Origin of the sequence: Johnsonella ignava ATCC 51276 (assembly GCF_000235445.1) — a bacterium.
In the GTDB taxonomy this organism is placed as follows: Bacteria; Bacillota; Clostridia; order Lachnospirales; family Lachnospiraceae; genus Johnsonella; species Johnsonella ignava.
In genome coordinates this window covers 260631-287192 of the sequence record NZ_JH378832.1, presented here as the reverse complement: position 1 = coordinate 287192, position 26562 = coordinate 260631, and the positions used below count along the sequence as shown (strand labels likewise).

The following is a 26562-nucleotide window of genomic DNA, read 5'->3' as shown; positions in this document are numbered from 1 at the left end:
AAGAGAATCTTTTATGGATGAGGCTTTATTAAAGAGAATTCTGCCGCATAGTATAGAGGCGGAAAAATCGGTTATAGGTGCCATGCTTATGGATAAAGGGGCAGTTACAGCCGCAATGGACATACTTGACAAGGAAGATTTTTATACATCACAGTACGCAATAATGTTTGAGAGTATGGTCGAGCTGTTTAATGAGGGCAAGCCTGTTGATCTTGTGGTGCTGCAGGACAGATTAAAGGAAAAAAATATACCGCCTGAGGTTGCAGGGATTGATTTTGTAAGAGATATACTTGTTTCAGTGCCAACCTCGGCGAATATAAAGGCGTATGCTTCGATAGTCCATGAAAAGGCGGTTTTAAGGAGGCTTATAAGGGTCAGCGAGAATATTGCAGCTGATTGCTATGCAGGTAAGGAAAGTATGGAATATATACTTGCAGAGGCTGAAAAAAATATGTTTAAGGTGCTTCAGAGCAGAGGCAGTACTGATATTAAGCCTATAGAAAAGGTTGCTGAAAATGTACTCAACAGGATAGAGCAGGCAAGCCGTACGAAGGAAAGCGTTACCGGAATTCCCACGGGTTTTATAGATCTTGATTATAAGACAAGCGGTTTCCAGCCCTCGGACCTTGTCCTTATAGCAGCCAGACCGTCTATGGGAAAGACAGCATTTGTACTTAATGTGGTTGAGCATGTGGCAATGAAAAAAAATATGCCCTGTATGATTTTTTCGCTTGAGATGAGTGCGGAACAGCTTGTACAGCGTATGCTTGCCATGGAAACAGGAATTGATTCACAAAAATTGAGGATAGGAAACTTAAATGACAATGACTGGGATCAGCTTATAAGAGGGGTGGTGCAGGTCGGAAGTTCAAAGATAATGATTGACGACACACCAGGTATAAGTATAACTGAGTTAAGGAGCAAATGCAGGAAGATAAAGCTTGAAAAGGGGCTTGATATAGTTATAATAGACTATCTTCAGCTTATGTCCGGAAGCGGTAAATCTTCTGAAAACAGGCAGCAGGAGATATCTGAGATTTCAAGGAATTTAAAAGCTCTAGCAAGGGAACTTAAGGCACCGGTAGTAGCACTTTCTCAGCTTTCAAGGGCATGTGAGACCAGAACGGACCACAGACCTATGCTTTCCGATCTCAGAGAGTCGGGAGCCATAGAACAGGATGCCGATATAGTTATGTTTTTATACAGAGAGGATTACTATAAAAAGGATACTGAAAATATAAATGAGGCTGAGGTTATAATAGCAAAGCAGAGAAACGGTCCGATAGGGACCGTAAAACTTGTATGGAAACCGGAAACTACTAAATTTGTAAATATAGCAAGAGAATAAAACATTTCATAAAAACATATTAAAAGACGGGAATAGGTAAGTATATAAAACCCTGACTATCATAAGGCTCTGAAAGGAGCCTTTTATGTGCTTAAAGATAACAAAAATATATAAAAATGTTTCCTGAATATCAAAGTTATTTAAAGATTAAAGCTACCTGGTTTAACTGTAGTTATTGACAACTAACTTTATTGAAAGTATAATAATAACAAAGTTATCAAAAAGGAGAGAAATGGCAACTGAAAAATATGAAATTACACATAAAAAGATACTGGAAAGCGGTAAAAGGCTGTTTTTAAAATATGGTTATGAACGGACAAATCTTCGGGCTCTATGCAAGGCTGCAGGTGTAACTACCGGTGCTTTTTATAGACATTTTGAGGACAAATCTGCCATTTTCAGTGAGCTTGTAGATGATGCGGCAAATGGACTTCTTGCCAGATTTGATATAGCAGAGGGAGAATGCTTTGATTACATAGATGCAGGAAATACAGATGAAGTATGGAAGATTTCAATAGAAACCATTACGGAATTTATTCATTATATTTATCTGCATTTTGATGCATTTAAGCTTATTCTATGTTCTTCTGACGGAACAAAATACAGTGATTATATTGATTGGCTTGTTGAGAAGGAACTGAGCAGTACATATCGTATGTTTGATGTGCTTAACACAAAAGGTATTGCATATCATCATGCAACTCATAATGAACTGCATATGATCCTGCATGCCTATTATGCCTGTCTTTTTGAACCTATATTGCATGATTTTAGCGAGGAAGCAGCCTTGGCTTCTGCTCAAAGTCTGGCAGAATTTTTTTCCGCAGGCTGGAGAAAGCTGCTTAAGATTTGATATTGCCGCAGCAATGCGGCATATTTTTAAAACACAAAGATAACTAAGTAAGCGACCTAAGTTATCTTTAAATTAATTTAAAATAAAGAGGTTATACTATGAGTACAAAAAAAGCGTTATTGCGTCTATGGGAGCTAGGTCAGACAGAGCATGCCCGTCTTAAGACTGCAATTTTTCTGGCTGTTTTAGGAGTTTTAGCCGGAATGCTTCCATATGTAATGGCGGCAAGGATTGTCAGTGCATTAATTGGAAAAGAAAATCGCCCGGCAGCATATTTTTTAATTCTATGTTTGTTTAGTTTTATTGGATATCTTCTCAGGAGTGTGCTTTATGCCAAAGCTCTTGCTTTTTCACATCGGGCTGCATTTTCCATATTAAATACAATACGGGAAAAACTTATGGAGAAGCTCCCGAAACTACCTTTAGGTACTATATTAGATGCTTCAAGTGGGGATATGAAGCAAATAATAGTTGATCAGGTTGAAAGTATGGAGCGCCCTCTTGCACATCTGTTTCCGGAGATGACTGCAAACCTGGTCGGTCCTTTATGTGTTCTTATTTATTTGTTTATTTTAGATTGGCGTATGGCACTGCTTTCACTGGTCTCTATACCTGTAGGCATGTTGTTTATGGGGCTGGTGATGCGGGACTATGGAGAAAAGTATAAGGCATCCGTTGAAGTAAATGGCGAGATGAATGCGGCTATTGTGGAATATATGAGCGGTATTGAAGTTATCAAGGCATTTAATCAAGGAGATAATTCATATAAAAAATACTCCGAAAAAATTCTCGCAAATGCGGATTATTACTATAACTGGATGAAAGGCTGCCAGTATCCGTTTTCATTGTCAAAAGCAATATCCCCTACAACTATGATTACTATTTTGCCTATAGGCTGGTTGCTTTATACAAGTGGAAGTTTAAGTGCCGGGACATTTATAACGACAATTATTTTATCTCTTGGAATTGTCGGACCTCTTCTTGCAGCAACGGGCTTTATAGACAGTCTTGCAAAGGTCGGAACCATAGTTGGTTCTGTAGATAAGATATTGTGTAGCGAAGAACAGATACATGGCACAGAAGCTGTCTCCATCCCCAACAATAACATACGTCTTACAAATGTTTCTTTTTCATACCACGATGATAAGGAAATATTACATGACATAAGTCTTGATATTCCTGAAAATGCCTTGACTGCACTGGTTGGTGAGAGCGGTTCGGGAAAAACAACTATTGCGAGGCTGATTGCGGGATATTGGGATATAATACAAGGTGAAATAAGTATTGGTAATGTAAATACGAAGAAAATCCCTCTTTCACAGCTGTATGATCTGGTAGCCTTTGTTTCACAGGATAATTATCTCTTTAATGAAACGGTACGGGAAAATATTCGTCTTGGGAAACCCTCTGCAAAAGATACAGAGGTTGAAACGGCTGCACGTCTTTCAGGGTGCCATGAATTTATTTGTGGCTTAGAAAACGGCTACGACACAATTGTAGGCAGAAGCGGCAACCATCTTTCGGGCGGAGAAAAACAGAGAATCTCTATCGCCAGAGCAATTTTAAAGAATGCACCAATTATAATTCTTGATGAGGCAACTGCATATATAGATCCGGAAAATGAAGCCGTTTTACAAAGAGCGATTTCCAAGCTTGTTAAAGGGAAAACAGTGATAGTAATTGCACATCGCCTTTCTACAATCAAGGATGCAAAGCAAATTGTTGTGGTTGATAATGGACGTGTAAATGGTATTGGTACACATGAGGAGCTTTTAAAGGAAAATGCCCGGTACAGGTCAATGTGGACGGCACATATAGGCGCTATGGAGGGAGAGGTATTATGATTGATGCATTAAAGAAAATATGGGATTTTTCCGGAAAAGAAAAAGGCAATCTCAATAAATCTGTGCTGTTGGGATTTGTTTATGCAATGTTTAATATGTTACAAATCAGTGCAATATATTTTATTTTGAAAGCGATAATTAATGGTGAGAGAGATACAAAACCAATGATAATCGCACTATCTTTTCTTTTGATTAGTATTTTGGGAAGAACTGTAACAGATAAATTTGCACAGTTACAAAGAACACATGCCGGTTATTTTATGGTGGCAGAAAAACGTATATCAATCGGAAACAAGTTAAAGACCGTTCCTATGGGATATTTTAATGAGAATAATCTTGGAGAAATCACAGGTATTACCACAACAATACTTGATGAAGTAGAGAATACAGCACCTATGGTTCTCGTTAATATGATGAGCGGTTTTATTGATTCAATAGTATTTTTACTAATGATTTTGGTATACCGGTGGCAGATTGGAATATTTATAACTGTAGGAATTATACTATATCTGTGGGTTACTTCTGTTATGGAAAGAAAATCAAGAAATTTAGCTCCGCTTAGACAGGAGGCACAGGAAAAACTGGTAGATGCCTTACTGGAACAGTTACAGGGAATGTTGATAATAAAGGCGTTTAACCTGACCGGAAAGGGTGATAAAAAACTAAAAACTGCGATGCAAAACAGCCGGAATGCCAATCTGAATCTGGAGAAACTATTTACTCCATACACTATAATGCAGGAAATGGTACTTAGAATGTGCAGTGTAGGGATTATGCTGTTTGCACTTTACTCTTATTTTAAGGGAGAAATGAATCTGCTTACCACACTGATGAGCATTATAATTTCATTTTCCGTTTTTTCAGGACTTGAATCCGCAGGAAGTGCAATGTCAATCTTACGTATAGTAAGCAGCTCTATTGAGGATGCGAACCGGACAGATGATCTTGTGCAAATGGATTCAAATGGGAAAGAATTATCGCCGTCTAACCATGATATTATATTTAATAATGTCAGCTTTTCTTATGAAAAGAAAAAGATATTGGACGGTATTTCAGTAACACTTCCGGATAAAAGCTTTACTGCAATAATCGGTCCAAGCGGTTCCGGAAAAACAACTATGTGTAATCTGATAGCCAGATTCTGGGATGTTGACAATGGCAGCATTTTGATTGGCGGACATGATGTGAAAGAGTATACACTGGAGTCGTTGATGAGTCAGATAAGCATTGTTTTTCAAAAGGTATATCTGTTTCAGGATACGATTGAAAACAATATCCGATTTGGAAAACCTGAAGCATCGAGAGAAGATGTTATCGCAGCAGCTAAAAGTGCCTGTTGCCATGAATTTATCATGAGTCTGCCGCTTGGATATGAAACTGTTGCCGGAGAAGGGGGTATGAATCTTTCGGGTGGCGAAAAACAGAGAATATCCATAGCAAGAGCTATCTTAAAGGATGCGCCGATTATAATACTTGATGAAGCGACTGCCAATGTAGATCCGGAAAATGAGGACAGGCTGCAAAATGCGATTGAAGCACTTACAAAAGATAAAACCGTAATTATGATAGCACATAGGCTAAAAACTGTAAGACATGCGGATCGGATTCTGGTTATCAATAAAATGAAGATAGAGCAGCAGGGCACTCACGATGAACTTATTCATAAAGAAGGAATCTATCGCCGTTTTATAGCGGAACGAGAAGATGCAACTGCGTGGAAAATGTAAGAGATAAAATGAAGATATGAAAGCTGTTTGTTAGGTTTTATATCTCAATACGGGATCAAATTAATTTTGTTATATTTATAAATTTTATTATTTTTAGGAGGTATTTGTGATGAAAAACAGTAAGTTAAATGCAAAGGATCTAATTAATGTCGGAATTTATACCGCTATATACCTTGTTGTTTTCTTTGCAATTGGAATGTTAGGGGCTATACCGATTCTTTATCCGCTAGAATATATTTTAGTTCCTATTGTAACCGGAATACCGTTTATGCTGTTTTTAACTAAAGTGGAAAAATTTGGTATGGTTTCAATTATGGGAGTTATTCTGGCTGTTTTCTGGTATCTGATGGGTTACACCTATATTCCTACAATTACATACATTCTGGCAGGGCTGCTGTCAGATCTGGTACTAAGTCTTGGAAAATATAAAAGCTTTAAGTTCGACGTAATTGGTTATTGGATTTTCTCTTGCGGTATGATAGGCTGTGCTGCACCTATGTGGCTTTTAACAGCTACCTATATGGAGCAGGTAAGAGATTCAATGGGAGATGAATATGTTGCAGGTATTAGCAGGTATATGCCTTCATGGATGGGATTTGCAGGAATTGGCATCATTCTGGTTTCCTCTATCATTGGTGCATTTTTTGGCAGAAAGATGCTTAAAAAGCACTTTGAAAGGGCAGGAATCGCATAGATGAAGGAGAATGTAATATATAGACCTCCAAAACACAGGGGAGTATACCTTGACCCTCGTACAAAAGTCCTTTTTATGTTTGTGCTTGCAACCCTTATATTTTTTGTTAATAAGAATCTTCTCATGAACAGTGTGCTTGTGCTTATTCCCATAGTTTTATTGCTGTCGAATCATAGGTATCGCCCGGCTTTTATTTATGGTGGCTTATTTATAATTGCGATACTTGCAAAGTTACTTCACGGAAAATTGGAATTTCCTTATTTACTTGCTATGTTTTTAGGGCTTATTACAGAACTGATTTTCCGTTTTTTCCCGGTGTTTATGTTCGGATATTATATTATTAAATCAACGAAACCGAATGAATTTATATCGGCGATGAATCTATGCCATGTTCCGGAAGCTTTCATTATACCGGTTTCGGTAGTTTTTCGCTTTATTCCTACCCTGGGTGAGGAAAGCAGATCTATTGGCAATGCAATGCGGATGAGAGAAGTAAGATTTGGAACTCCTAAGTTTTGGAAGAATCCGATATTGATTTTGGAGTACAGGGTAATCCCTCTGATGATGTCGATAGCAAAAATAGGTGAAGAGCTTTCAGCCGCTGCGTTATCAAGAGGGCTTGGAGGTCTTAAAAAGCGAAGCTGCCTGGTAGAGCTCAGTTTTGGTATTTACGACATAGGAATGGCGGTTATTACAGTTCTTTTAATAATATGGATAATAGTCGGGAGAATGTAAGAGTTATGATTGTACTAAAGAATGTATCCTTTTTTTATCATACAGAGGAACATAAATCCGGCGTATATGATATAAACCTAACCGTCCCCTCAGGGCAGATTGTTATGCTCTGTGGGGCTTCCGGATGTGGAAAAACTACAATTACCCGTCTTATCAACGGGCTTGCTCCGACATACTATCAGGGAGAGCTAAAAGGGCAGATATTGATTAATAATGTAGATTCATCCGGTATAACCTTGTATGAGTTATCACAAAAAGTCGGCTCTGTGTTCCAAAATCCACGCTCACAGTTTTTCAGTATAGATTCTACCAGTGAAATCGCTTTTGGCTGTGAAAATACAGGAATACCAAGGGAGGAAATGTATCATAGGATTGGACAGGTGGCAAAAGACTTAAACATGGAATATTTGCTTGACCGCAATCTGTTTGCATTATCAGGTGGAGAAAAGCAAAAAATCGCCTGTGCTTCCGTTGCAGCAATGCAGCCCGATATTTTTATCCTTGATGAGCCTTCATCCAATCTGGATCTTCGCACGATTTCAGACCTAAAAGAAGTAGTCAGGAAATGGAAAGCTCAGGGTAAGACTGTTATTGTTGCCGAGCATCGCCTGTATTATCTGATGGAGCTTGTAGACAGGATTATTTACATGGAAGACGGAAAAATCATCAGGGATATGTCTACTGAAGAATTTAAAAAAATTGACGAAAAAGATATTCATCAAATGGGGCTTCGCTCCCGTACAGCTATTCATTTTGAAGAAAAAGAGCATACTAATAAAGATGAAACTTTTAGCTTTACCAACATTTCATTTTCATATAAGAAATATAAGTTTCTTGATATTCCAGAAATAAAGATACCTTTCGGTGCAATAGTTGGAATATTAGGGTATAATGGTGCGGGAAAATCAACATTGGCAAAATCAATCTGTGGACTTGAGAAAAAAACGAAAGGTTTTCTTAATTACAAGGGCAGTATATTTTCGGCAAAAGACTGGAAAAATAAAAGCTATATGGTAATGCAGGATGTAAACCATCAACTATTTACAGAAAGTGTGTTGGATGAAATCCTCCTAAGTATGGAAAATGATAATGAAGAGGCTAAGCAAAAGGCGGATAAGATACTTAAAGATTTGAACTTAGAAAAGTTTTATGATGTGCATCCTCTTTCTCTGTCCGGTGGACAGAAGCAGAGAGTTGCAATTGGGAGTGCTATCGCAAGTGGTAAAGAATTGCTGATTTTTGATGAACCGACAAGCGGTCTGGATTATAAACATATGTTAGGAGTTTCTAAACTTATGAAGAACCTTAGCAGTGAGGGAAAAACTTTGTTTATTATAACTCATGATCCTGAACTTTTGAAGGAATGTTGTGATTATCTGCTCTTTTTAGATAATGGCAAACTTGATTGGTTTGGGGGTTGGACACAGGAAAATGCTGATAGAGTAAATTCATTTTTTATATGACATTAAATATACATATAATACTGCCTGTAAAATTTTTATGCTTTCATACCATGATTTTCTAAAACGGTTTAATTTAGGGCAGATAAACATAGTGTAAGAGTATCGGGTTATTAGTGATATATACATGAGCCGATATTCAGCAGAACAAGACAGTTCTGCAACAAAGCTCAGTTACTAGTGATATATACACCTGAGCCTATACCGCAGATAGCCTGTACTCCTGATGTCAAAGAAGTAATGCTGTATTTTATAATTTCATAAAACATATTAAAAGACGGGAAGGCTGAGCATCCTCCCCGTCTTTTAATATGTTTTGAATTTCCCATCTATATAAAAAAGTAATTTTATTTAACAGGATATTATATCTGCATCATTGCATTAGGCTTCTATACATCCCGTAGGACATACCGCAGCACATGCACCACAGTCAACACATGTATCAGGATCAATCACATATTTAGGATCTCCTTCTGATATAGCACTTACAGGGCATTCACCTGCACAGGTACCACACATGATGCATCCGTCTTTTATAACATGAGCCATGAAAAACTTCCTCCTTTTGATATATTATTCAACGCAAACACATTGTATACGAAAAGCTGTAAAATTTCAAGATGTGAGGCAATTGTTTGTGCATAAATTCATTAATTAAGCTCAATAGAGCTGCTTATATAGTATAAATAGCCATTGATATCGCAGTAGTGTTTTATTTCATCCCTAAGCTTGTCATCATTTGTATATTCCAGTAAAAATATATCTATATTTTGCTTTCGGGCTTTCTTAAGGTAATCTGTAAAATATTCCTGTGTTTCTATATCTGCGGGTTTGAAACTGCCTTTTTCAAAATCAATTGCAGTAAAGACGGTCTCCTGGTTTATACCGCTCAGTATATCAGCCGGCTGTTTTTTTTCATCTATATATCTGCTTATAAAGGTATCACCGCCATTTATTATAATATTTGGACTCTTTGATTTAAGGCGTTTAAGTATATCGGTAACTGAATTATAAATTTTTTCCGACCGGTATTGATAGTAGATATCAACATTGTCTATAAACAGACCGTCAACACCTTTTTCAAGCAGTGAAGGTGCAAGCCTGTCAGTTATGAAATCTTTCCATACGGGATCGGAAACATTTATCCAGTATTCTTCGTCCCAGTTTTCATAATTTGAAAGTATAAGAGACTTATATTCGTTAAAGTAATTCCTGAAATTCTCTATTGAACCGATGTTCAGGTATGAATATACAATATGGTCCTTATCTTTTAGACCTTTTATCTCCTCCTTTGAAAAATATTGTGCATCAATTACTACAGTATGGTAATTTGCAAGCTTCGCTTCATAACCGGCAGTTTCAGGGCTTAAATTTAAAAAAACGCCATATTCATATAAAAAGCCTGTTGAAGCCTCAGGAGCAGGTGTACATGAGATACATATACATGCAGGAATCACATATAAAATTACTGCAAAAAGTTTTTTTAAAAAAGCCGTGTTTTTTTGTATTAAATTAATTATCAACATATTCATAGATTTAATATAACACATTTATTTAAATTTGTCCAAAACAATACTCTTTTGGAATTTTTTGCCGGGCAATCTAAAATTATAAGGACAAACAATGGATTTGCCGCAGAGATAAGCAGTAATATTTAAGAAGTTGTATAAATAATAATGTATAAATAATATTTACGATGTTTCTTGCAATTATAATACTATTAATGTATATTAGTATTGCAATTAAATTTAATAAAGGAGGACAAGTTTATGACTATTACTAAAGATATGTCTATCGGAGAGCTTTTAATGCTTAATGAGCATATAGCACCTATTTTAATGAGGGCAGGTATGCACTGTTTAGGCTGTCCGGCATCAACGGGTGAATCACTTGAAGAGGCATGTATGGTTCACGGTATAGATTGCGATGTACTTTTATCACAGATTAATGAGATTGTTGCCCAGGACTAATAAGTGATTTGGCTTCTTTAATCAAGGATTAAGTAAAGCACAGCCATGATTCGGGCTGTGTCGGAATATAAAAGTATGTAAAAGACCGGCACATATAATAACTGTGCCGGTCTTTTTAGTTCTTTTCAGACAATTTGCCGCATGGATATTTTAAAGGCTAAAACTTTATAAGCGCCTGTATTGCGGAATCCTTTATAATAATATCATAATGCTCATCCATATATGAAACACTGCTGTAGTTTGAAGAAATTTTTCTGCCGTATTCAGTAAGCTTATTGCAGGATGCGGCAAAGCCTATATGATCATTTCCTTCATCTGTAAGCAGAAGTGTATAAATGCCTGAAACAGGGTCTTTATAAAGGCGGCTGACACCGTTAAAAGTGCTTGCTACCGCTTTTGCCGCTTCCTGAACATCATCCAGAGAGTCAAAACCGAATATACGGTTGCATAAATCACCAGGATCATTATCAGAAAAGCTATGTTTTGCAAACATCAGGTTGTCAGTATAGCCTTCTGCTTCAAAATCATCAATATTCATTGAAACATTAACCTCATTTTCTAATGGTGAGAACTTTGTAAATCTTACGTCAACCTCCTCAGGGTCATCAACATTGGTTATAATTACAACCATATTATCACCCGGGAACGGTACGGCTTCTATACGAAAAGGACCTCTGACGGTAAAATTAAGCTCTTGTACAGCCTTTTGAATCAGCTCATTAAAAAGTATATTAATCTTTTCAGTGCCATATGCGAGTTCATTTAGATTGATATTGCGGGCAAGCAGATCCGTATTGGATAAAGTGCATTTTATCTGATTTTCATTAATCCGTTCTAATTTCATGAAACCCCCTTTCATCAACAACGGGAGATAACGGTGTAAAAAACCGGCAGTATTGAAACCGGTAATATATGCAGTAAGTGTAAAAACTCCCGCTTGTATATAATATACATCAGATTGTACAAATAATCAATGAAATACACTAAATATTCTATTTTACAAATAAACCGACCGAACTGATTTTTGTAATTGACTAAACTATGCAGTAAGGATATAATAGCCGTTGAAAGCTGTAAAGGCTGTTTGCCTGGGTTTAAGTGGGGGAAAGGAGGCCGGACGACAGATTATTAATATAAATTTAACTTTAAGCAGGCGGATTTTAAACAGTTTAGATTAAAATATTTGATTTATATCCGTTTCAAATAACTGCTTAAAAAATAAAAATATCTAAAATATCGAAAATCTTATTTTCAACTTGCTGTACACAGTACGGAAGCTGATATCAAACCATGATATATTTTTATATATTATAAATCTTAGATTATCCCAAGTAATTAAGATTATATAATCGAATGAGTTTAACACAAAATAATTTTAAATGTAAAGAGCATGATATAGGATAATAGGAAAGAGTTTATAAGAGGTTGTTTGAGGGATTAAGCATACAGTTTAATATCTGCCTTTGCTGTAAAAGTCTATCAAACACAGAAGCTTTCATGCATGGTTATGCAGATCTTTTTATTAAAATCCACTTAAAGTCTTATAATATTTTTTCCGCAAGGGCTTACATCATTATTATGTGCGGCTTTTTCATATCTTTGGAAAATCATTTTATAATTATTAGATACTGATTTATGATGATATCTTTATGACAGATAATGATATCTTTATGAATAGGTTTAAGTCATAAAAACCGAAGATATTTAAGGCAGGTGTGAAAAGAAAACTGAAGTCGGCAGAGTACATTATGATATATCGAAAGCTGTATATTAGAGTGAAAATATAATGCTGATTGTTGTTTCACATGTGTATCCGGAACCGGTAAATCTATAATGTACTTTTGCTGTCTGCATTTCTTTAAAACCTTAAGTTATGTGCCTCAGACATTCCTTATGGTATAAATTTCAGAAGGCTGTGCATATATGTGGCAAAAATCATATAGGAACGGTGCAGAATACCTGTGATTTTCTCATGAGAAAGTCTTATCTGCGGTTCTCTAAAATAGAAATATATGTTTTTGGTACAATAAAGGGTGTAAGCTTATTAATCATATATTTTGACACATTAAAATCTTAACTCCTAAAATGACGGAATTTTAAAGGCGGAGATTTTAGGAGTCAAAGATCTTAGGAGCCGGAGAAAAGGGTCAGGTGGTTGATATATGGGATAAATTCTTATAATGAAAAGCCGGATAATACTGTCAGGCAGGGTATAAACCTGTATATTTCACAGGAGGCTTATGTAAAAAAACTTTTAAGGTATAAAAACAGTGGAATTCCTATATATATAGACGGCAAAAAGAGCAGTACGCATGATTTGATGCATATGCTTAAAGTATCTGAATATAGCCGTGAATATATGGGAGATTATATAGCTGATAAAAATCTTGAAAATTTAGAAGAGATAAGATTCGAAAAAATAAAAATTAAGATATAAATCTTCATTGCAAATATGCAGTACAACCATTTTAATGCCGGTTGGCGGCAAAGCTTTATATTGCATTTGGTAAAGCTGTATAAAAAACGTACTGTATAAATGTATGTTCGAATACAATAAAAAGTATACCGTATAAGTATATAACTGCAAAAATTTAATATTTTATGTTATAATTAGGAAATCTCAAATTTAAGGAGGTTTCCTAATTTTGGTATCAAGGAAAAGAAAGAAAAAAAGCAGAGTATGGATAATACCGCTGCTCATTATAATATGCATAGGTGCATATTTCGCTATGATATATATTGAGGAAAACAGCTCATCAAAAAGAATGGCTGATATAAATGCATATTTTGGAGTAAGCGGTGATAAAGCGGCTATAATATATAATTATAATATTGAGGATTTTAAGGCAATAAACAGAGAAGGAGCTTTTTACCTTCCGCTTGAATGGGTAGAAAATTCATTAAATGACAAGTTTTACTGGAGTGATAAGGAAAACCTGCTTATTTATACAACGCCTGATGAGATACTGTATGCAGATACGCAGTCGATGTCTTCGGACGGGAAACCTCAGATTATAATTGATGATGGAAAGGCATATGTGTATATAGAGCTTGTAAAGACCTATACCGATATTTCAACACTTATTTATACGGACAATGGGGTAAACAGGATATATGTAAATGATCAGTGGGACCCTGAAAAGCTTTCGGTAATAAGCAGAGATACAAAAATGAGGGTATCATCTTCAAGAAAAGGCGATATAGTGAAGGATATGGTTAAGGATGAAGATATAATAATGGTTTCGGATACCCGTACGGACGGAAATGATGCATGGATTAAGGTTTTTACAAGGGACGGATATATAGGATATGTTGAAAAGAGACGAGTATCATCGGATTATAAGGAGGAGGCAAAGCACAGCAGCTTTGAAAAAGCGAAATATACAAATATAAGTCTTGAAAAACCTGTAATTTTAGGCTGGCATCAGGTTACAAGTGCAGAAGCGAACTCAGGGCTTTCAAACCTTCTTGAAAGGGCGGGAAGTCTTACCGTAGTTTCACCGACATGGTTTTCTTTAAGTGATAATGAAGGCAATTACACATCACTTGCAGATGCACAATATGTAAATGAGGCACATGCAAGAGGGGTACAGGTATGGGCTCTTATAGATAATTTGAGTGATAAAGTAAAATCCGAAGTGTTGTTTGCAGATAGTGAAAACCGCAGAAAACTTATAGACAGCCTTATAAAAGATGTAAACACTTATGATATTGACGGGATAAATATTGATTTTGAAAGCTTTAAGGAAGTTGCGGCAAAACATTACCTGCAATTTATAAGAGAACTTTCAGTTGCGTGCAGGAAAGAAAAGATAGTCCTTTCAGTTGATGTACCGAATTATGCTTCCTTTAATACATTTTTTAAGAGAGACAGGCTTGCCGAGGTGGTTGATTATGTTATAAACATGGGCTATGATGAACACTATGCGGGTGATAAAACCATGGGAAGTGTAGCCTCTTACAGTTTTGTAAAAAACGGTATAGCAGACACCCTTACACAGGTACCTAAGGAAAAGCTGATAAATGCAGTGCCTTTTTATGTAAGAATCTGGAAACAGGGTGAAAATGGACTTACTTCAAAAGCACTGGGTATTAAGGCGGCAAAAGATTGGGTTGATGAAAATGCGGTTAATCTGGTATGGGATGACAGCCTGGGGCAGTATAAGGGTGAGATTCTGCAAAGTGATGGAACGGCTTATATATGGATGGAAGAGGAAAAGTCGATGTCTCTTAAGATAAAGCTTATAAAAGATGCGGACCTTGCAGGTGTGGCATGCTGGAAACTGGGACTTGAACCGGATGATATATGGGATGTTGTAAATGAGATAGGAAATTAAACACAAATTATTAAAGCCCGGTCTAATAATAATGTTTTATCGGTTTAATAATACTTTATTTAAAGCGATAAGTTTAAAAATATAAATATTTTAATGAAAGAGGAATTAATATGGCACTTATATTGCCCAAAAACTATGATCCTGTACTTACAATCAGGCAGACACAGGAGGCTATAAAATATATTCGAGATACTTTTCAGAAGGAATTTGGCAAGGAACTCAATCTTGAAAGGGTTTCAGCACCGCTGTTTGTACCGAAATCAAGCGGACTTAATGATAATTTAAGCGGTGTTGAACGACCGGTGGCGTTTGATATAGCGGCTATCAAGGGTGAAGAGGTTGAGGTGGTTCAGTCTCTTGCGAAATGGAAAAGGATGGCGCTTCATGAATATGGCTATAATCCGGGAGAGGGATTATATACAAATATGAATGCTATAAGACGTGATGAAGATCTTGACAATCTGCATTCATGTTATGTAGATCAATGGGACTGGGAAAAGGTTATACACAGGGAGGAAAGGACTGAACAAAAGCTTGAGGAGATTGTAAGGAATATATTTAAAATTATAAAGCATATGCAGCATGAGGTCTGGTACAAGTATCCGGAAGCGGTAAATCACCTGCCTAAGGAAATAGTTTTTATAGATTCGGAAGAACTTTTGCAAAGATATCCCGATAAAACTCCCAAGGAGAGGGAAAATCTTATAACAAAAGAATACGGCTGTGTATTTATAAAGAGGATAGGAGCGGCTCTTTCAAATGGGGAACCGCATGACTCAAGAGCACCTGATTATGATGACTGGGGATTAAACGGTGATATACTGTTCTGGTTTGACTGGCTTGATATGGCACTTGAAATATCAAGTATGGGTATAAGGGTTGATGAAAACTCTCTTGACAGGCAGCTGAATATTTCGGGTTGTAATGATAGAAGGAATCTTCCCTATCATAAAATGCTTCTTAACGGGGAGCTTCCTTATACGATAGGCGGAGGTATAGGTCAGTCAAGACTCTGCATGCTTCTTCTTAACCGGGCACATGTAGGCGAAGTACAATCAAGTATATGGCCTCAGGCAATGAGAAAACAGTGTGCGGAACATAAGATATTTTTATTATAACAGACATATATTTTATATATTATGACGTAGGTGTCAAAAGTATTTGACACCTATTGATACAGGATTGCTACAGCTTCGCTTCTCGCACTTGTATCATATTATAATTACAATTCGACTTAGTTAATGCCGGTATAGGCATTATAGAATTTATTAAAGAATGGAAGATAAGTTAAATATATATGGCAGTCAGGCGGATCTGCTAAGTACACAATTAATAAAAATAGATCGGAAAAACCCTGATTTTTCAGTTTTAAAAATACCTGCGGCAATAATATCAAAAGGAGGTCTGGCAGCATTTCCTACTGAAACCGTATACGGACTTGGAGGTGATGCATTAAATCCGGAATCCGCAAAAAAAATCTATACGGCAAAGTCAAGACCCTGCGATAATCCGCTTATAGTGCATATAGCGGATATTTCTCAGCTTAAACTTTTAGCAGAAGATATACCTGAAAGGGCATATCTTCTTGCAGAGAAATTCTGGCCCGGTCCTATGACACTTATATTAAAAAAAAGCTCCATTGTTCCGTATGAAACATCAGGGGGGCTTGATACCGTGGCAGTGAGACTTCCTGCCGATGATATAGCAAGACAGCTTATAAGACTTTCTAAAACCGCCATAGCCGCACCAAGTGCAAATACTTCAGGAAAACCGAGCCCTACTCTGGCTTCACATGTAGTTGAGGACCTTGGCGGAAGGATTGATGTGATAATAGATGCAGGTCCGGCTGAAATAGGGCTTGAGTCAACTATAATTGATGTAAGTACATCTGAAACCGTAATATTAAGACCGGGTGCTTTAAGTCTTTATGATATAAAGAAAATTATACCCGATGCCTACAGGGCAGTATATGATAAAAAGCTATTTAAAGATAAAAAATTAAAGCCTAAGGCACCGGGTATGAAATACCGGCATTATGCACCATGTGCGGATATACTTATAGTTAAGGGAAACTGCAGGGCTGTTGCAGAAAAGATATCAGGGCTTGTAAAGGATGATATTACAAAAAGAAGACGGGCAGGTATAATTACACTTGAAGAAAATCTGCAGCTGTACGATCAAATCAGGCATAGTGCCTGTATAATTGTGGTTGGAAGTAAAAAAGACAAAAAAAGTACGGCACATAATCTTTTTAAAGTGCTCAGGCAGTTTGATAAAGCCGGGGTTGATATAATATATTCAGAAGCATTTGAAAGGGACGGTATAGGAGAAGCTGTTATGAACAGGCTTTTAAAAGCCGCTTCCTATAAGGTTATAGATGTATAAATTTAATTTACAGTCAGGTGAGAAATATGTCGGGAAAAAGAGATAACTATATAACATGGGATGAGTATTTTATGGGAGTGGCAGCCTTGTCTGCAAAGCGTTCAAAAGATCCGAGTACACAGGTTGGTGCATGTATAGTGAGCAGTGATAATAAAATATTGTCAATGGGCTATAACGGTTTTCCAAGGGGATGCTCTGATGACGAATTTCCGTGGGGAAAGGACAGTCAGGCGGAAGACCCTTATAATGCAAAATATCTGTATTCTACGCATGGTGAATTAAATGCCATATTAAATTATCGTGGAACAAGTCTTGAGGGAAGCAAGCTGTATGTAACATTATTTCCATGCAATGAATGTGCAAAGGCGATTATACAGGCAGGCATACGCACAATAGTGTATGCGGATGACAAATATGCCGATACCGATGTTGTCAGGGCAAGTAAACGCATGTTGAATTCGGCAGGAGTAAGGTATTACCAATATCAGCCGACAGGCAGACAGATAATAATAGACGTGTAAGCTGATTATATGAAAAAAGGTACATTTAAAGAAACTAAAAAAGCGAAACATGAAAGGGTTGCCAGAATACTTGAAAAGCTTGATAATAAGTACGGTACACAAAAAAGATGTTTTTTGAACTACCGATATGACTGGCAGCTGTTATTTGCAGTAATATTAAGTGCACAATGCACTGATGAAAGAGTTAATATAGTAACAAATGATTTGTTTGTAAAATATAAGACTTTAAATGACTTTGCATGTGCGGATATAAAAGAAATGGAAAGAGATATCAATTCAATAGGACTTTATAGAGCAAAGGCAAAAAATCTGATACTTTGTGCCAAAAGATTGCTCGAAGTATATGACGGAAAGGTTCCTTCCGATATAGACGCACTTGTAAGTCTGGCAGGAGTAGGGAGAAAGACTGCCAATGTTATAAGGGGAAATATTTATGATATTCCAAGTATAGTGGTTGATACGCATGTAAAAAGGATAAGTGCCAAGCTGGGGCTTACCGTAAATGAAGATCCGGTTAAGGTTGAAAATGACCTTATGGAAATACTTCCGAAGGATCATTGGATACTATGGAATATTGATATAATAACGCTTGGAAGAACTATATGTATTGCAAGGCGTGAAAAATGCGGTGAGTGTTTTTTAAATAAGGACTGTCCGACAGGTATAATGAAAAACGGCAACTCAATTCAGGCTACATAAATATAAATATAGGAAAAATGAGTTTATAATTTCCCGTTATAATGGTATTTTAATAAAAATTACAGCTTTAAAATTTATATTTATATTATGTATCTTCATGGAAAAGTTATTGAATATTAAGATAAAAAACACTAAAAAACTGCCAGGACACAAAAAGAACACTTGCGTAATTTTTTGAACTATCTTAAAATAACTGTCAGTATCTGGGAGAGATGTCTACATACAATCCGGTTTACATGATATGGAAGATTTGCTGCAGATACAAAACAGGTGTGTAAATTTGTAAATATTTAAAGCTGGCTGATTAAGACGGCAGGTGAGGACAGATGAAAAAGAAGAGAAATCAATTAATATCCACGATTATTGTAATTATAATTGTTATTGCAATGATACTTCCAATGCTTGCAGGATTGTGGACTGCATATTTTTAATATAGTGGTGCCTGAATACATATAAAGGGCAAATTTTTATAAAGAAATAAATGTTGAATATTTTCAAGGAGGAAAACTAAGGTCATGAGATTGAGTCCCTTAATGACTAAGAGTGCTTTAATAGCAGCTTTGGCTGGTATAGGACTTTTTATTAATATAGATAATTCATATGCGGCGACAGTGCCTTCAGGTTTAAACGTGGGAAATGTCCAAATTGAAGGTCTGACTCCTCAGGAGGCTGATGAAAAGATTGCGGCTTATGCCGACAGTATAGAAAACCGGACAATAGAGATTGAGGTGAACGGTCATAAGGCTTCAACTACCGCAAAGGACCTCGGAGTTGAGTGGAAGGAAGTGGATATGGCAAAACAGGCGGTAAATGATTATACTGCCGGCAATATCGTAAATCGTTATATGAAACAGGCGGATTTGCAGCAAAATCCTGTTAATATAGATTGTAAGATTGAAACGGACAGGACAAAATTTGATGAATTTATGGATAAGAATTTTGATATGTTTGCTTCAAAAGTTTCAAACGCCTCAATTACCAGGGAAAATGGGCAGTTTAAAATAAAGGACGAATCAGACGGTGTAAAGATAGATAAGGACTCTACGAAGCTTAAGCTTGATGAAGCACTTAAGTCGGTACAGGACGGTTCACAGGTAAATATCACAGCCGATACTGAGGTTGACAAGGCAAAGATAAAGCGTTCAGATCTTGAAGCGATAAAAGATGTACTTGGTACCTATACAACTGATTTTTCCAGTTCATCGGCGGCAAGGGCAAATAATATAAGAGTAGGTTCAAATAAACTTAACGGGCATCTGCTTATGCCCGGAGAAGTACTTTCAGGCTATGAAAATATGAAGCCCTTTACTGCTGAAAACGGATACCAGATAGCTCATGCCTATGAAAACGGACAGGTTGTTGACAGTGTGGGCGGAGGTGCATGCCAGATAGCAACCACTCTTTATAACGCTTCGCTTCGTGCGGAGATAGGCATTAAGGAGAGAAAAAACCATTCAATGACGGTAAGTTATTGCCCTGCAAGTGCAGATGCGGCGATAGCGGGAACCTACAAAGATATAAAGATTGTAAATAACAAGGATACGCCTATATATGTTGAGAGCTATACCAATGGCGGAAAACTGACATTTACTATATGGGGCAAGGAAACCAGATCGGCAGACCGCAAGGTTGAATATGTTTCAGAGGTGCTTTCAAATACTCCGGCAGGAGTTACCTATAAGGATGATCCGAGTCTTCCTGCCGGCTCACAGGTAAAGGAGTCTGCAGGGCATAACGGAAGGACCTCAAGGCTTTGGAAGGTAGTAACGGTAAATGGTGCACAGGTTGAAAAGACTCTTATATCAACTGATACATATATGGTTTCAAATTCCGTTTACAGAAGAGGTACGGGAGCAGGTAAAGCTGCTGCTTCATCATCAGCACAGGGTTCAGATGTTTCTTCATCAGAAAATACCGATCCGAATCCTTCGAATCCGGGATCTTCAAGTACATCTCCTACAAAGGGCAATGAATCACCTAAGGAAACAACAAAAGGACCGGGAAGCTCAACAACTGAAGCGGTAACCCCTGCTCCGGTAGTTGAACCTATAGGACCGGGAGAGTAATAATGAATGAAAAATCGGAGGATAAGCAGTATCTATATACAGGAGATATAGTAGTTGCAGGCTGTGCAGGTGAAAAAGGGACAGACTTAATATTAAAGATTAAAAAGGAGGAGCTGTTAAAGAAATTTAACAGCTCCTGTCTTAGCTTATACAAAAGTCGGGCGGATATTTATGAAAAACTTTCTGAGGATATTATAATAAAGGCATGTGGAAGCTGTTTGAAAAGTGCTGATATAATAAAGGCGGATGAAGGCGGCATACTCGGTGCACTTTTTAAATATGCCTGTGATAATGACTGCGGTATGAGGATAAGGCTTAAAGCCATACCTATAACCCAACTTACAGTTGAAATCTGCGAATATTATAAATTAAATCCGTACAGACTTCTAAGCAGCTCATATATAATATTTTGCAAGGATTCTTACAGTATAATTGACAGCCTGGAGTCTGCGGGTATCTGCACTGCAAAGATTGGAATACTCTGTACAGACAGGGAAAAGCTTATAGTTGATAAGGAAAATATCGAATATATTAACCGTCCTGCAAAGGATGAGATATATAAACTCGGAGCGGATATTGAAAAAATCAAAGGAGATTTTTAAAATATACAGCGTTTTTATTTTGGAACCGACTATATTATTTTATTATATCAGGAGAAAGTTTTAAATGAACATAGTGCTTCTTGAGCCTGAGATACCGTCAAATACCGGCAATATAGGCAGAACCTGTGCAGCTGTGGGTGCAGTGCTGCATCTTATAGAACCTTTGGGATTCAGGCTGAATGAAAAAGCGATTAAGCGTTCAGGACTTGATTATTGGGATAAGCTTGATGTAAGGCGATATACGGATACAGCTGATTTTTATGAGAAAAATCCGGCTGCATTAAAGTGTATATACATGGCAACTACAAAAGCTCAAAAGATTTATTGTGATGTGAAATTTAATCCGGATGATTATATAATGTTCGGGAAGGAGAGTGCAGGTATTCCTGAAGAGATGCTGGTGCAAAACCGACAGGGATGTATACGCATACCTATGTGGGGCGATATACGCAGCCTAAATCTTTCAAACTCGGTTTCAATAATACTTTACGAGGCTTTAAGACAGAATAATTTTAAAAATATGGCTACAAAGGGCGATCTGCATAGGCTTGATTGGAACAATCAGGTATAGTATATTTTGATACAGCTTTTTTAAATTTGTTTCATAAAATTTATAATAAGAGAAATAAAATATAAAAATTGTATTTTGTAAGTTTAATATTAAAATATTTTAGAATATATTATGATATTTAAAATATTAATAGCAAGAAAAGTTATGGAGCTAATGGGAAGTTGATATAAAAAGGAAAAGATGATATGAGAATTATCGTTACATTATTGTATTTTCTTTTAGCTATGTTATATTCATATCCTAAAAGATTGATGAATCATATAAGATATAAGAATAAGAAAGATGAGCATGATGCAAATTTTTACAGCTTACAGAAGATTATAAGAAAAATGTTAAAAATATTAGGTGTAAAGATAGAAGTTCAGGGATGTACAATGTACGATGAACCGGTTGTTTATATCGGAAATCATAGAAGCAACTTTGACAGTTTGATAATGATAGCGATAATGGAGCGACCATTTATATTTATAGGAAAAAGTGAGATTAAAAAATTTCCGTTTATAGGAAAATGGTTTGTGGATGTCGGATGTTTGTTTTTAGAGCGAGGTGATATTAAAAAATCAATAGAAGTAATTAATAAAGGCATTGAAAGGCTGGAAAACGGATATTCGATTGTAATTTTTCCCGAGGGAGGAAGAACTAAGGAGGAAAAAGTCAGGGATTTTAAACCGGGCAGTTTTAAATTAGTCGCCAAGACAGCGGCTCGTATTGTTCCTGTTACATTTTATAATTCAGAAGCGTGTTATGAGCGTGAACATAAATTACGCTCGGCTAATGTAAGTATAAATTTGGGGGAAATAATTGATTATAGAGAACTTGAATTTAACAATACTGTACAGGCGGCAAAATATTTACAAACAGTTATAGCACATACTTATGAAGCACAAAGATGTTGTGATAAAATATAATTATAGTCCTTGATCCGATTGGAGTATGGTTTATCTTTTATATCTTTTAAGGAAAAAAGAACCGGCATTTTCTCGGATTATACGTAAGTTATCCGAGAAAATGCCGGCATCCGCTGTTTGCCTCAGTTCTTACCGAATATTTGATATTTCAAGCATTGCCCTATAAAATTCTGAGCTTTTACAAAGTTCGCTGTCTGTACCTATTGCCTCTATTTTTCCGGCATTTAATAAAACAATTTTATTTGCATTTCTTATTGTTCTGAGCCTGTGAGCAATAACTATAACTGTTTTTTCTTTTATAAGTTCAGACAAAGCTTCCTGAATAAGGCTTTCATTTTCAACATCAAGAGATGCGGTAGCTTCATCAAGCAGTATAATCGGTGCATCTTTAAGAACAGCCCTTGCTATTGATATTCTTTGCCTTTCTCCGCCGGAAAGTCTTTGTCCGTTTTCTCCTATTATCGTATCGATTCCTTCAGGCATTTTATTTATAAAATCATAACATCTTGCTATTTTAGCCGCCCTTACTATTTCATCATCTGTAGCATCCTTTTTGCCGATTTTAATGTTATCCTTTATGCTTGAATTAAATAGGATAACATCTTGAAATACTATGGAGAAATTTTTAAGTAAAGTTTCCGGCTCAACCTTACTTATATCTTCCGTGCCTATTAAAATCTTCCCTCTGTCTATATCCCAAAATCTTGCGGCAAGTTTGGTAAGCGTTGTTTTTCCGCTTCCGCTTGAACCGATTAAGGCTGTGATCTCACCTTGCTTTGCGATAAAACTCACACCATTTATTACGGAATAATTATCATATCCAAAATAAACATCTTTAAATTCAATATCATAATTTTTAATTTCCATATGTTTTTTGCCTTCCTGAATCGGCATAGTTTTTATTTCTTTTATTCTTCCAACCACAGCATCAAGCATAATTATCATAGACATAAAAGTAATTATTCCCTCTATAGGGAGATAAATACTCGTTGTCAGCATTAAAAACGTTATATAAACCAGTACACTTATCTCACCTGCCATAAGCATGTTTACACCGATAACGGCAACGCTTATAATGCCAAGTTTTAAAACTGCAGTGGCTATTCCTGTAAATATTCCTGCAGCAGCTTCGCCCTTTGTTTTCTGTTTTGTAGACATATTTAATTTTGTGAAGAAATCATTCAGCATTCGTTCTTCTAAATTGTAAGATTTTATTTGTTCTATCTGCTCAATCTTTTCCTGCAAATCATCAAACACCTTGCGATTATCATCTATCCAGCTTTGTACTATTTTTTTCTGACTTTTCTTTGATAAAAATATTATTAGAAGTGAAACCGGAATCACCCACAATGCTGCAAAAGCCAATTTCGGGTTATAAATAATAAGCATTAAAGCAATGACACTTGTGGAAACAGTGGTTGCATATATTTGAGGAACGGCATGTGAAAATATAGTTTCATATAAGGTCATGTCATTCATCATAGTTTCCGCAAGATCTGTTAAATCTCTTTTTCCAAAATAAGAAAGAGGTAATTTCTTTAATCTTTCCGCCAAATCAATTCTTGAATTTGCACTCTCGTTATACACATTGGTGTATAGTCTTACATAATCCCATCTTGCAACTAAAAACATTACTATCATCATTACTATGATTAATATAACATAATGGAGCGGAGTGAAATTATAACTTTCAATACCCTTTAAAATGCCTATATACTGGAACAAAAACATAAAGGCAATCATTGGTGCAAATAATTTCGTTAAATTGACAAAGATATGTGAAAAGATTGCTTTTTTTAAATTAATTGCGCCTTTTTCCGACATAGCATATCGTTTCATAAAATAAGAAATCATATCTTAACCTCCTATCTTCCAATTTACAGATTTTTGGTATTCATCCCAAAGCTTTTTATAATACCCGTTTATGGCTATCAAATCTGAATGTTTACCTTCTTCTACAATTTTACCTTTTTCCATAACAAGTATCCTGTCCGCATCTATTACAGTAGATAGTTTGTGTGCAATCATCAGTGTTGTCTTATTCTTTGACAACTTCTTAAAAGACTCCTGAATTATGTGTTCGTTTTCAGGGTCCGCAAAAGCTGTAGCTTCATCTAAAATTATAATATCCGCATTCTTGAGAAAGGCTCTTGCTATAGAAAGTCTTTGAGTTTCTCCGCCTGAAAAATATGTGCCTCTTGTTCCGTAAACAGTATCAAGTCCATTTTCTAAGCCTTTAATTATTTCTTTACAGCCTGAATTAATCAAAGCACTGTCTATCTCCTCATCCGTTGCATCAGGTTTTCCAATCAGGAGATTATCCCGTAAACTCATTTTAAATAGTTTGGAATTTTGAAAAACAAAAGCAATTTTTTTCATTAAAGCGTCTTTTTCAAAATCTTTTATATTAATTCCGCCAATAAAAATCACACCTGATTTAATATCATAAAATCTGGCGGCAAGCCTTGCCACAGTAGTTTTACCACTGCCGGACATGCCTACTAAAGCAACTCTCTCGCCCTTATTTACCTTAAAAGAAATATTATCCAGGACATTTTCGCCGCCATAAGAAAAGCTTACATTTTTAAATTCGATTCCAACATCAGAGCTTGTTTTATCTCCATAAATAAAATCATCAGAATCAAGTATATTTTCAATTTTATTCAGAGAAAGTTCTGCAAAATAGCTAAATTGTGTAATCGTTGCCGTTCTCATAATAAAAACGGCAAATGTGGGTCCTATCAGAAAATAAATAACAGAATTTGCGACCACATTAGACAAGTTGCCGTTAAATTTTATTAACAATAAAGCCACAGGTACCAGGAAAAATGCCGTAGATGTGGAAACAGTTTCAAACCATGACATTTTATTCATATAACTCATAGTAAGCTTAAGCACATCATCCTTTATTTTTATAATTAATGAATATAACTTATCAAAACTTTCAACACTTTGTGCAAATGTTTTTACCACGGGAATTCCCCTGACATATTCCACAGTCTGAGAAGACAGTTCGGAAAGTTCTGCATAATACTCATCTTTCATCTTTCCCGCTTCAGGTGTCATCATTGCCGACATTAATATCATACCGATAATCATCGGTACCATACTTGCAAGTCCCAATTTCCAGTTAAAAATAAAGAAAAACACAAGCAGAACTATGGGAGATATAATTGTCATCGCCATATCAGGGAGTTGATGTGCTAAAAAAGAATGAGTTTCAGAAGCTCCGGATACAATTATATTTCTGATTTTTCCGCTTTCTTTATTATCAAAATATCCTAATGGTTTATTTATCAGTTTTTTCACCGAAGTCTTAATAATATTATCTTCCACTTCAAATGCGAAAACATGGGATAATATAAGACCTATAATGTATATAAACAAACCCAGTCCCGCAAATGTCGCTGCATAAATGGAATTTTCTCTTACATAGGCAGAATCCACTATTTCATTTAAAATTAAATTTTTTACAATCCTGTGAATAAAAATCATAGGCATCAAAACCATAATACCTGAAACAGCAGACATAATCATGGCGATATAAAGCAAAACACTTTTTTTACCGCCATAAGGCAGTAGTCTTTTCAGTATTGATTTTTTCTTGCTTTTCAATTAATAATTCCTCCTTTTTTTAAAATTCAATAAGCTCAATAAATTCAATAAGTTCAATAATTATCCTATTTAGACTGATTATAGGAGTTTTACTTTAACTCATTATTAATATCAGGCAGCTTTTTGCTTGTTTTTGTCTTTTAATTATTATATAATAAACAAAGAGTTCAATCAATTAGACGCAGCTAACTATGTCTATTCGGAATAATGTCTATCCGGGATAAAAA

Annotated in this window: 23 protein-coding genes; 18 read left to right on the top strand and 5 right to left on the bottom strand. The window is 36.0% G+C overall.

Annotation, left to right across the window (positions count from 1 at the left end; all coding sequences use genetic code 11):
• Positions 1–13: 13 nt before the first annotated feature.
• From dnaB to HMPREF9333_RS07130, 7 genes are all read left to right on the top strand, one after another.
• Positions 14–1348, top strand: a complete 1335-nt coding sequence (gene dnaB, locus HMPREF9333_RS07160; RefSeq protein WP_005540987.1) for a replicative DNA helicase — start codon at positions 14–16, stop codon at positions 1346–1348.
• Positions 1349–1580: 232 nt separating this feature from the next.
• On the top strand, positions 1581–2201 hold the full coding sequence (locus HMPREF9333_RS07155) for a TetR/AcrR family transcriptional regulator (RefSeq protein ID WP_005540986.1): 621 nt from the start codon (positions 1581–1583) through the stop codon (positions 2199–2201).
• 98 nt (positions 2202–2299) lie between these two features.
• Complete coding sequence (locus HMPREF9333_RS07150) at positions 2300–4045, top strand: ABC transporter ATP-binding protein (protein ID WP_005540985.1); 1746 nt, start codon at positions 2300–2302, stop codon at positions 4043–4045.
• On the top strand, positions 4042–5772 hold the full coding sequence (locus HMPREF9333_RS07145) for an ABC transporter ATP-binding protein (protein ID WP_005540984.1): 1731 nt from the start codon (positions 4042–4044) through the stop codon (positions 5770–5772). Before HMPREF9333_RS07150 ends, HMPREF9333_RS07145 begins: the two co-directional genes overlap by 4 nt.
• A gap of 109 nt (positions 5773–5881) precedes the next feature.
• Complete coding sequence (locus HMPREF9333_RS07140; RefSeq protein WP_040882478.1) at positions 5882–6466, top strand: MptD family putative ECF transporter S component; 585 nt, start codon at positions 5882–5884, stop codon at positions 6464–6466.
• Positions 6467–7201 (top strand): energy-coupling factor transporter transmembrane component T, encoded by a 735-nt coding sequence (locus tag HMPREF9333_RS07135; RefSeq protein WP_005540982.1) that lies wholly within the window; start codon positions 6467–6469, stop codon positions 7199–7201.
• 5 nt (positions 7202–7206) lie between these two features.
• Complete coding sequence (locus HMPREF9333_RS07130) at positions 7207–8664, top strand: ABC transporter ATP-binding protein (protein ID WP_005540981.1); 1458 nt, start codon at positions 7207–7209, stop codon at positions 8662–8664.
• A 378-nt stretch (positions 8665–9042) separates the two neighbouring features.
• Here HMPREF9333_RS07130 and HMPREF9333_RS07125 read toward each other — a convergent pair whose 3' ends face one another.
• Both HMPREF9333_RS07125 and HMPREF9333_RS07120 read right to left on the bottom strand, forming a co-directional pair.
• Positions 9043–9210, bottom strand: a complete 168-nt coding sequence (locus HMPREF9333_RS07125; RefSeq protein ID WP_005540980.1) for a DUF362 domain-containing protein — start codon at positions 9208–9210, stop codon at positions 9043–9045.
• A 101-nt stretch (positions 9211–9311) separates the two neighbouring features.
• Positions 9312–10193 carry an endo alpha-1,4 polygalactosaminidase gene (locus HMPREF9333_RS07120; protein ID WP_169311760.1) on the bottom strand — a complete coding sequence of 294 codons (882 nt, stop codon included), beginning with the start codon at positions 10191–10193 and terminating at the stop codon, positions 9312–9314.
• Between the two features lie 237 nt (positions 10194–10430).
• Here HMPREF9333_RS07120 and HMPREF9333_RS07115 point away from each other — a divergent pair, with 237 nt between their 5' ends.
• Positions 10431–10631 carry a DUF1858 domain-containing protein gene (locus tag HMPREF9333_RS07115; protein WP_005540978.1) on the top strand — a complete coding sequence of 67 codons (201 nt, stop codon included), beginning with the start codon at positions 10431–10433 and terminating at the stop codon, positions 10629–10631.
• A gap of 157 nt (positions 10632–10788) precedes the next feature.
• Here the strand turns inward: HMPREF9333_RS07115 and HMPREF9333_RS07110 are convergent, their stop codons facing one another.
• A complete protein-coding gene (locus HMPREF9333_RS07110; RefSeq protein ID WP_005540977.1) occupies positions 10789–11475 on the bottom strand; it encodes an adaptor protein MecA in 687 nt (228 codons plus the stop codon).
• A gap of 1311 nt (positions 11476–12786) precedes the next feature.
• Here HMPREF9333_RS07110 and HMPREF9333_RS07105 point away from each other — a divergent pair.
• The 10 genes from HMPREF9333_RS07105 to HMPREF9333_RS07060 all read left to right on the top strand — a co-directional run bounded on the left by HMPREF9333_RS07105 (position 12787) and on the right by HMPREF9333_RS07060 (position 22720).
• Positions 12787–13068, top strand: a complete 282-nt coding sequence (locus HMPREF9333_RS07105) for a hypothetical protein (RefSeq protein ID WP_005540976.1) — start codon at positions 12787–12789, stop codon at positions 13066–13068.
• 208 nt (positions 13069–13276) lie between these two features.
• Positions 13277–14968, top strand: a complete 1692-nt coding sequence (locus HMPREF9333_RS07100) for a glycosyl hydrolase family 18 protein (RefSeq protein WP_005540975.1) — start codon at positions 13277–13279, stop codon at positions 14966–14968.
• Between the two features lie 110 nt (positions 14969–15078).
• A complete protein-coding gene (gene asnA, locus HMPREF9333_RS07095; RefSeq protein WP_005540974.1) occupies positions 15079–16086 on the top strand; it encodes an aspartate--ammonia ligase in 1008 nt (335 codons plus the stop codon).
• 157 nt (positions 16087–16243) lie between these two features.
• A complete protein-coding gene (locus HMPREF9333_RS07090) occupies positions 16244–17353 on the top strand; it encodes an L-threonylcarbamoyladenylate synthase (protein ID WP_005540972.1) in 1110 nt (369 codons plus the stop codon).
• 26 nt (positions 17354–17379) lie between these two features.
• Positions 17380–17874 carry a deoxycytidylate deaminase gene (locus HMPREF9333_RS07085; protein WP_005540970.1) on the top strand — a complete coding sequence of 165 codons (495 nt, stop codon included), beginning with the start codon at positions 17380–17382 and terminating at the stop codon, positions 17872–17874.
• Between the two features lie 9 nt (positions 17875–17883).
• Positions 17884–18573 carry an endonuclease III gene (gene nth / locus HMPREF9333_RS07080; RefSeq protein ID WP_005540968.1) on the top strand — a complete coding sequence of 230 codons (690 nt, stop codon included), beginning with the start codon at positions 17884–17886 and terminating at the stop codon, positions 18571–18573.
• A gap of 515 nt (positions 18574–19088) precedes the next feature.
• Entirely contained in the window at positions 19089–20639 is a 1551-nt protein-coding gene (locus HMPREF9333_RS07075) for a VanW family protein (RefSeq protein WP_005540966.1), read from the top strand.
• A 2-nt stretch (positions 20640–20641) separates the two neighbouring features.
• Complete coding sequence (locus HMPREF9333_RS07070) at positions 20642–21241, top strand: hypothetical protein (protein WP_005540964.1); 600 nt, start codon at positions 20642–20644, stop codon at positions 21239–21241.
• A gap of 64 nt (positions 21242–21305) precedes the next feature.
• Positions 21306–21812, top strand: a complete 507-nt coding sequence (locus HMPREF9333_RS07065) for a tRNA (cytidine(34)-2'-O)-methyltransferase (RefSeq protein WP_005540962.1) — start codon at positions 21306–21308, stop codon at positions 21810–21812.
• Positions 21813–21997: 185 nt separating this feature from the next.
• Positions 21998–22720 carry a lysophospholipid acyltransferase family protein gene (locus tag HMPREF9333_RS07060; RefSeq protein WP_005540959.1) on the top strand — a complete coding sequence of 241 codons (723 nt, stop codon included), beginning with the start codon at positions 21998–22000 and terminating at the stop codon, positions 22718–22720.
• 129 nt (positions 22721–22849) lie between these two features.
• Here the strand turns inward: HMPREF9333_RS07060 and HMPREF9333_RS07055 are convergent, their stop codons facing one another.
• On the bottom strand, positions 22850–24574 hold the full coding sequence (locus HMPREF9333_RS07055) for an ABC transporter ATP-binding protein (protein ID WP_005540957.1): 1725 nt from the start codon (positions 24572–24574) through the stop codon (positions 22850–22852).
• Positions 24575–24577: 3 nt separating this feature from the next.
• Positions 24578–26335 (bottom strand): ABC transporter ATP-binding protein, encoded by a 1758-nt coding sequence (locus HMPREF9333_RS07050; RefSeq protein ID WP_005540955.1) that lies wholly within the window; start codon positions 26333–26335, stop codon positions 24578–24580.
• Positions 26336–26562 lie beyond the last annotated feature (227 nt).

Excerpts from the sequence above, each read along its gene's own strand:
- dnaB (WP_005540987.1), top strand. The coding sequence starts at position 14 with ATGGATGAGGCTTTATTAAAGAGAATTCTGCCGCATAGTATAGAGGCG.
- HMPREF9333_RS07155 (WP_005540986.1), top strand. The coding sequence starts at position 1,581 with ATGGCAACTGAAAAATATGAAATTACACATAAAAAGATACTGGAAAGC.
- HMPREF9333_RS07150 (WP_005540985.1), top strand. The coding sequence starts at position 2,300 with ATGAGTACAAAAAAAGCGTTATTGCGTCTATGGGAGCTAGGTCAGACA.
- HMPREF9333_RS07145 (WP_005540984.1), top strand. The coding sequence starts at position 4,042 with ATGATTGATGCATTAAAGAAAATATGGGATTTTTCCGGAAAAGAAAAA.
- HMPREF9333_RS07140 (WP_040882478.1), top strand. The coding sequence starts at position 5,882 with ATGAAAAACAGTAAGTTAAATGCAAAGGATCTAATTAATGTCGGAATT.
- HMPREF9333_RS07135 (WP_005540982.1), top strand. The coding sequence starts at position 6,467 with ATGAAGGAGAATGTAATATATAGACCTCCAAAACACAGGGGAGTATAC.
- HMPREF9333_RS07130 (WP_005540981.1), top strand. The coding sequence starts at position 7,207 with ATGATTGTACTAAAGAATGTATCCTTTTTTTATCATACAGAGGAACAT.
- HMPREF9333_RS07125 (WP_005540980.1), bottom strand. The coding sequence starts at position 9,210 with ATGGCTCATGTTATAAAAGACGGATGCATCATGTGTGGTACCTGTGCA.
- HMPREF9333_RS07120 (WP_169311760.1), bottom strand. The coding sequence starts at position 10,193 with ATGAATATGTTGATAATTAATTTAATACAAAAAAACACGGCTTTTTTA.
- HMPREF9333_RS07115 (WP_005540978.1), top strand. The coding sequence starts at position 10,431 with ATGACTATTACTAAAGATATGTCTATCGGAGAGCTTTTAATGCTTAAT.
- HMPREF9333_RS07110 (WP_005540977.1), bottom strand. The coding sequence starts at position 11,475 with ATGAAATTAGAACGGATTAATGAAAATCAGATAAAATGCACTTTATCC.
- asnA (WP_005540974.1), top strand. The coding sequence starts at position 15,079 with ATGGCACTTATATTGCCCAAAAACTATGATCCTGTACTTACAATCAGG.
- HMPREF9333_RS07090 (WP_005540972.1), top strand. The coding sequence starts at position 16,244 with ATGGAAGATAAGTTAAATATATATGGCAGTCAGGCGGATCTGCTAAGT.
- HMPREF9333_RS07085 (WP_005540970.1), top strand. The coding sequence starts at position 17,380 with ATGTCGGGAAAAAGAGATAACTATATAACATGGGATGAGTATTTTATG.
- nth (WP_005540968.1), top strand. The coding sequence starts at position 17,884 with ATGAAAAAAGGTACATTTAAAGAAACTAAAAAAGCGAAACATGAAAGG.
- HMPREF9333_RS07075 (WP_005540966.1), top strand. The coding sequence starts at position 19,089 with ATGAGATTGAGTCCCTTAATGACTAAGAGTGCTTTAATAGCAGCTTTG.
- HMPREF9333_RS07070 (WP_005540964.1), top strand. The coding sequence starts at position 20,642 with ATGAATGAAAAATCGGAGGATAAGCAGTATCTATATACAGGAGATATA.
- HMPREF9333_RS07065 (WP_005540962.1), top strand. The coding sequence starts at position 21,306 with ATGAACATAGTGCTTCTTGAGCCTGAGATACCGTCAAATACCGGCAAT.
- HMPREF9333_RS07060 (WP_005540959.1), top strand. The coding sequence starts at position 21,998 with ATGAGAATTATCGTTACATTATTGTATTTTCTTTTAGCTATGTTATAT.
- HMPREF9333_RS07055 (WP_005540957.1), bottom strand. The coding sequence starts at position 24,574 with ATGATTTCTTATTTTATGAAACGATATGCTATGTCGGAAAAAGGCGCA.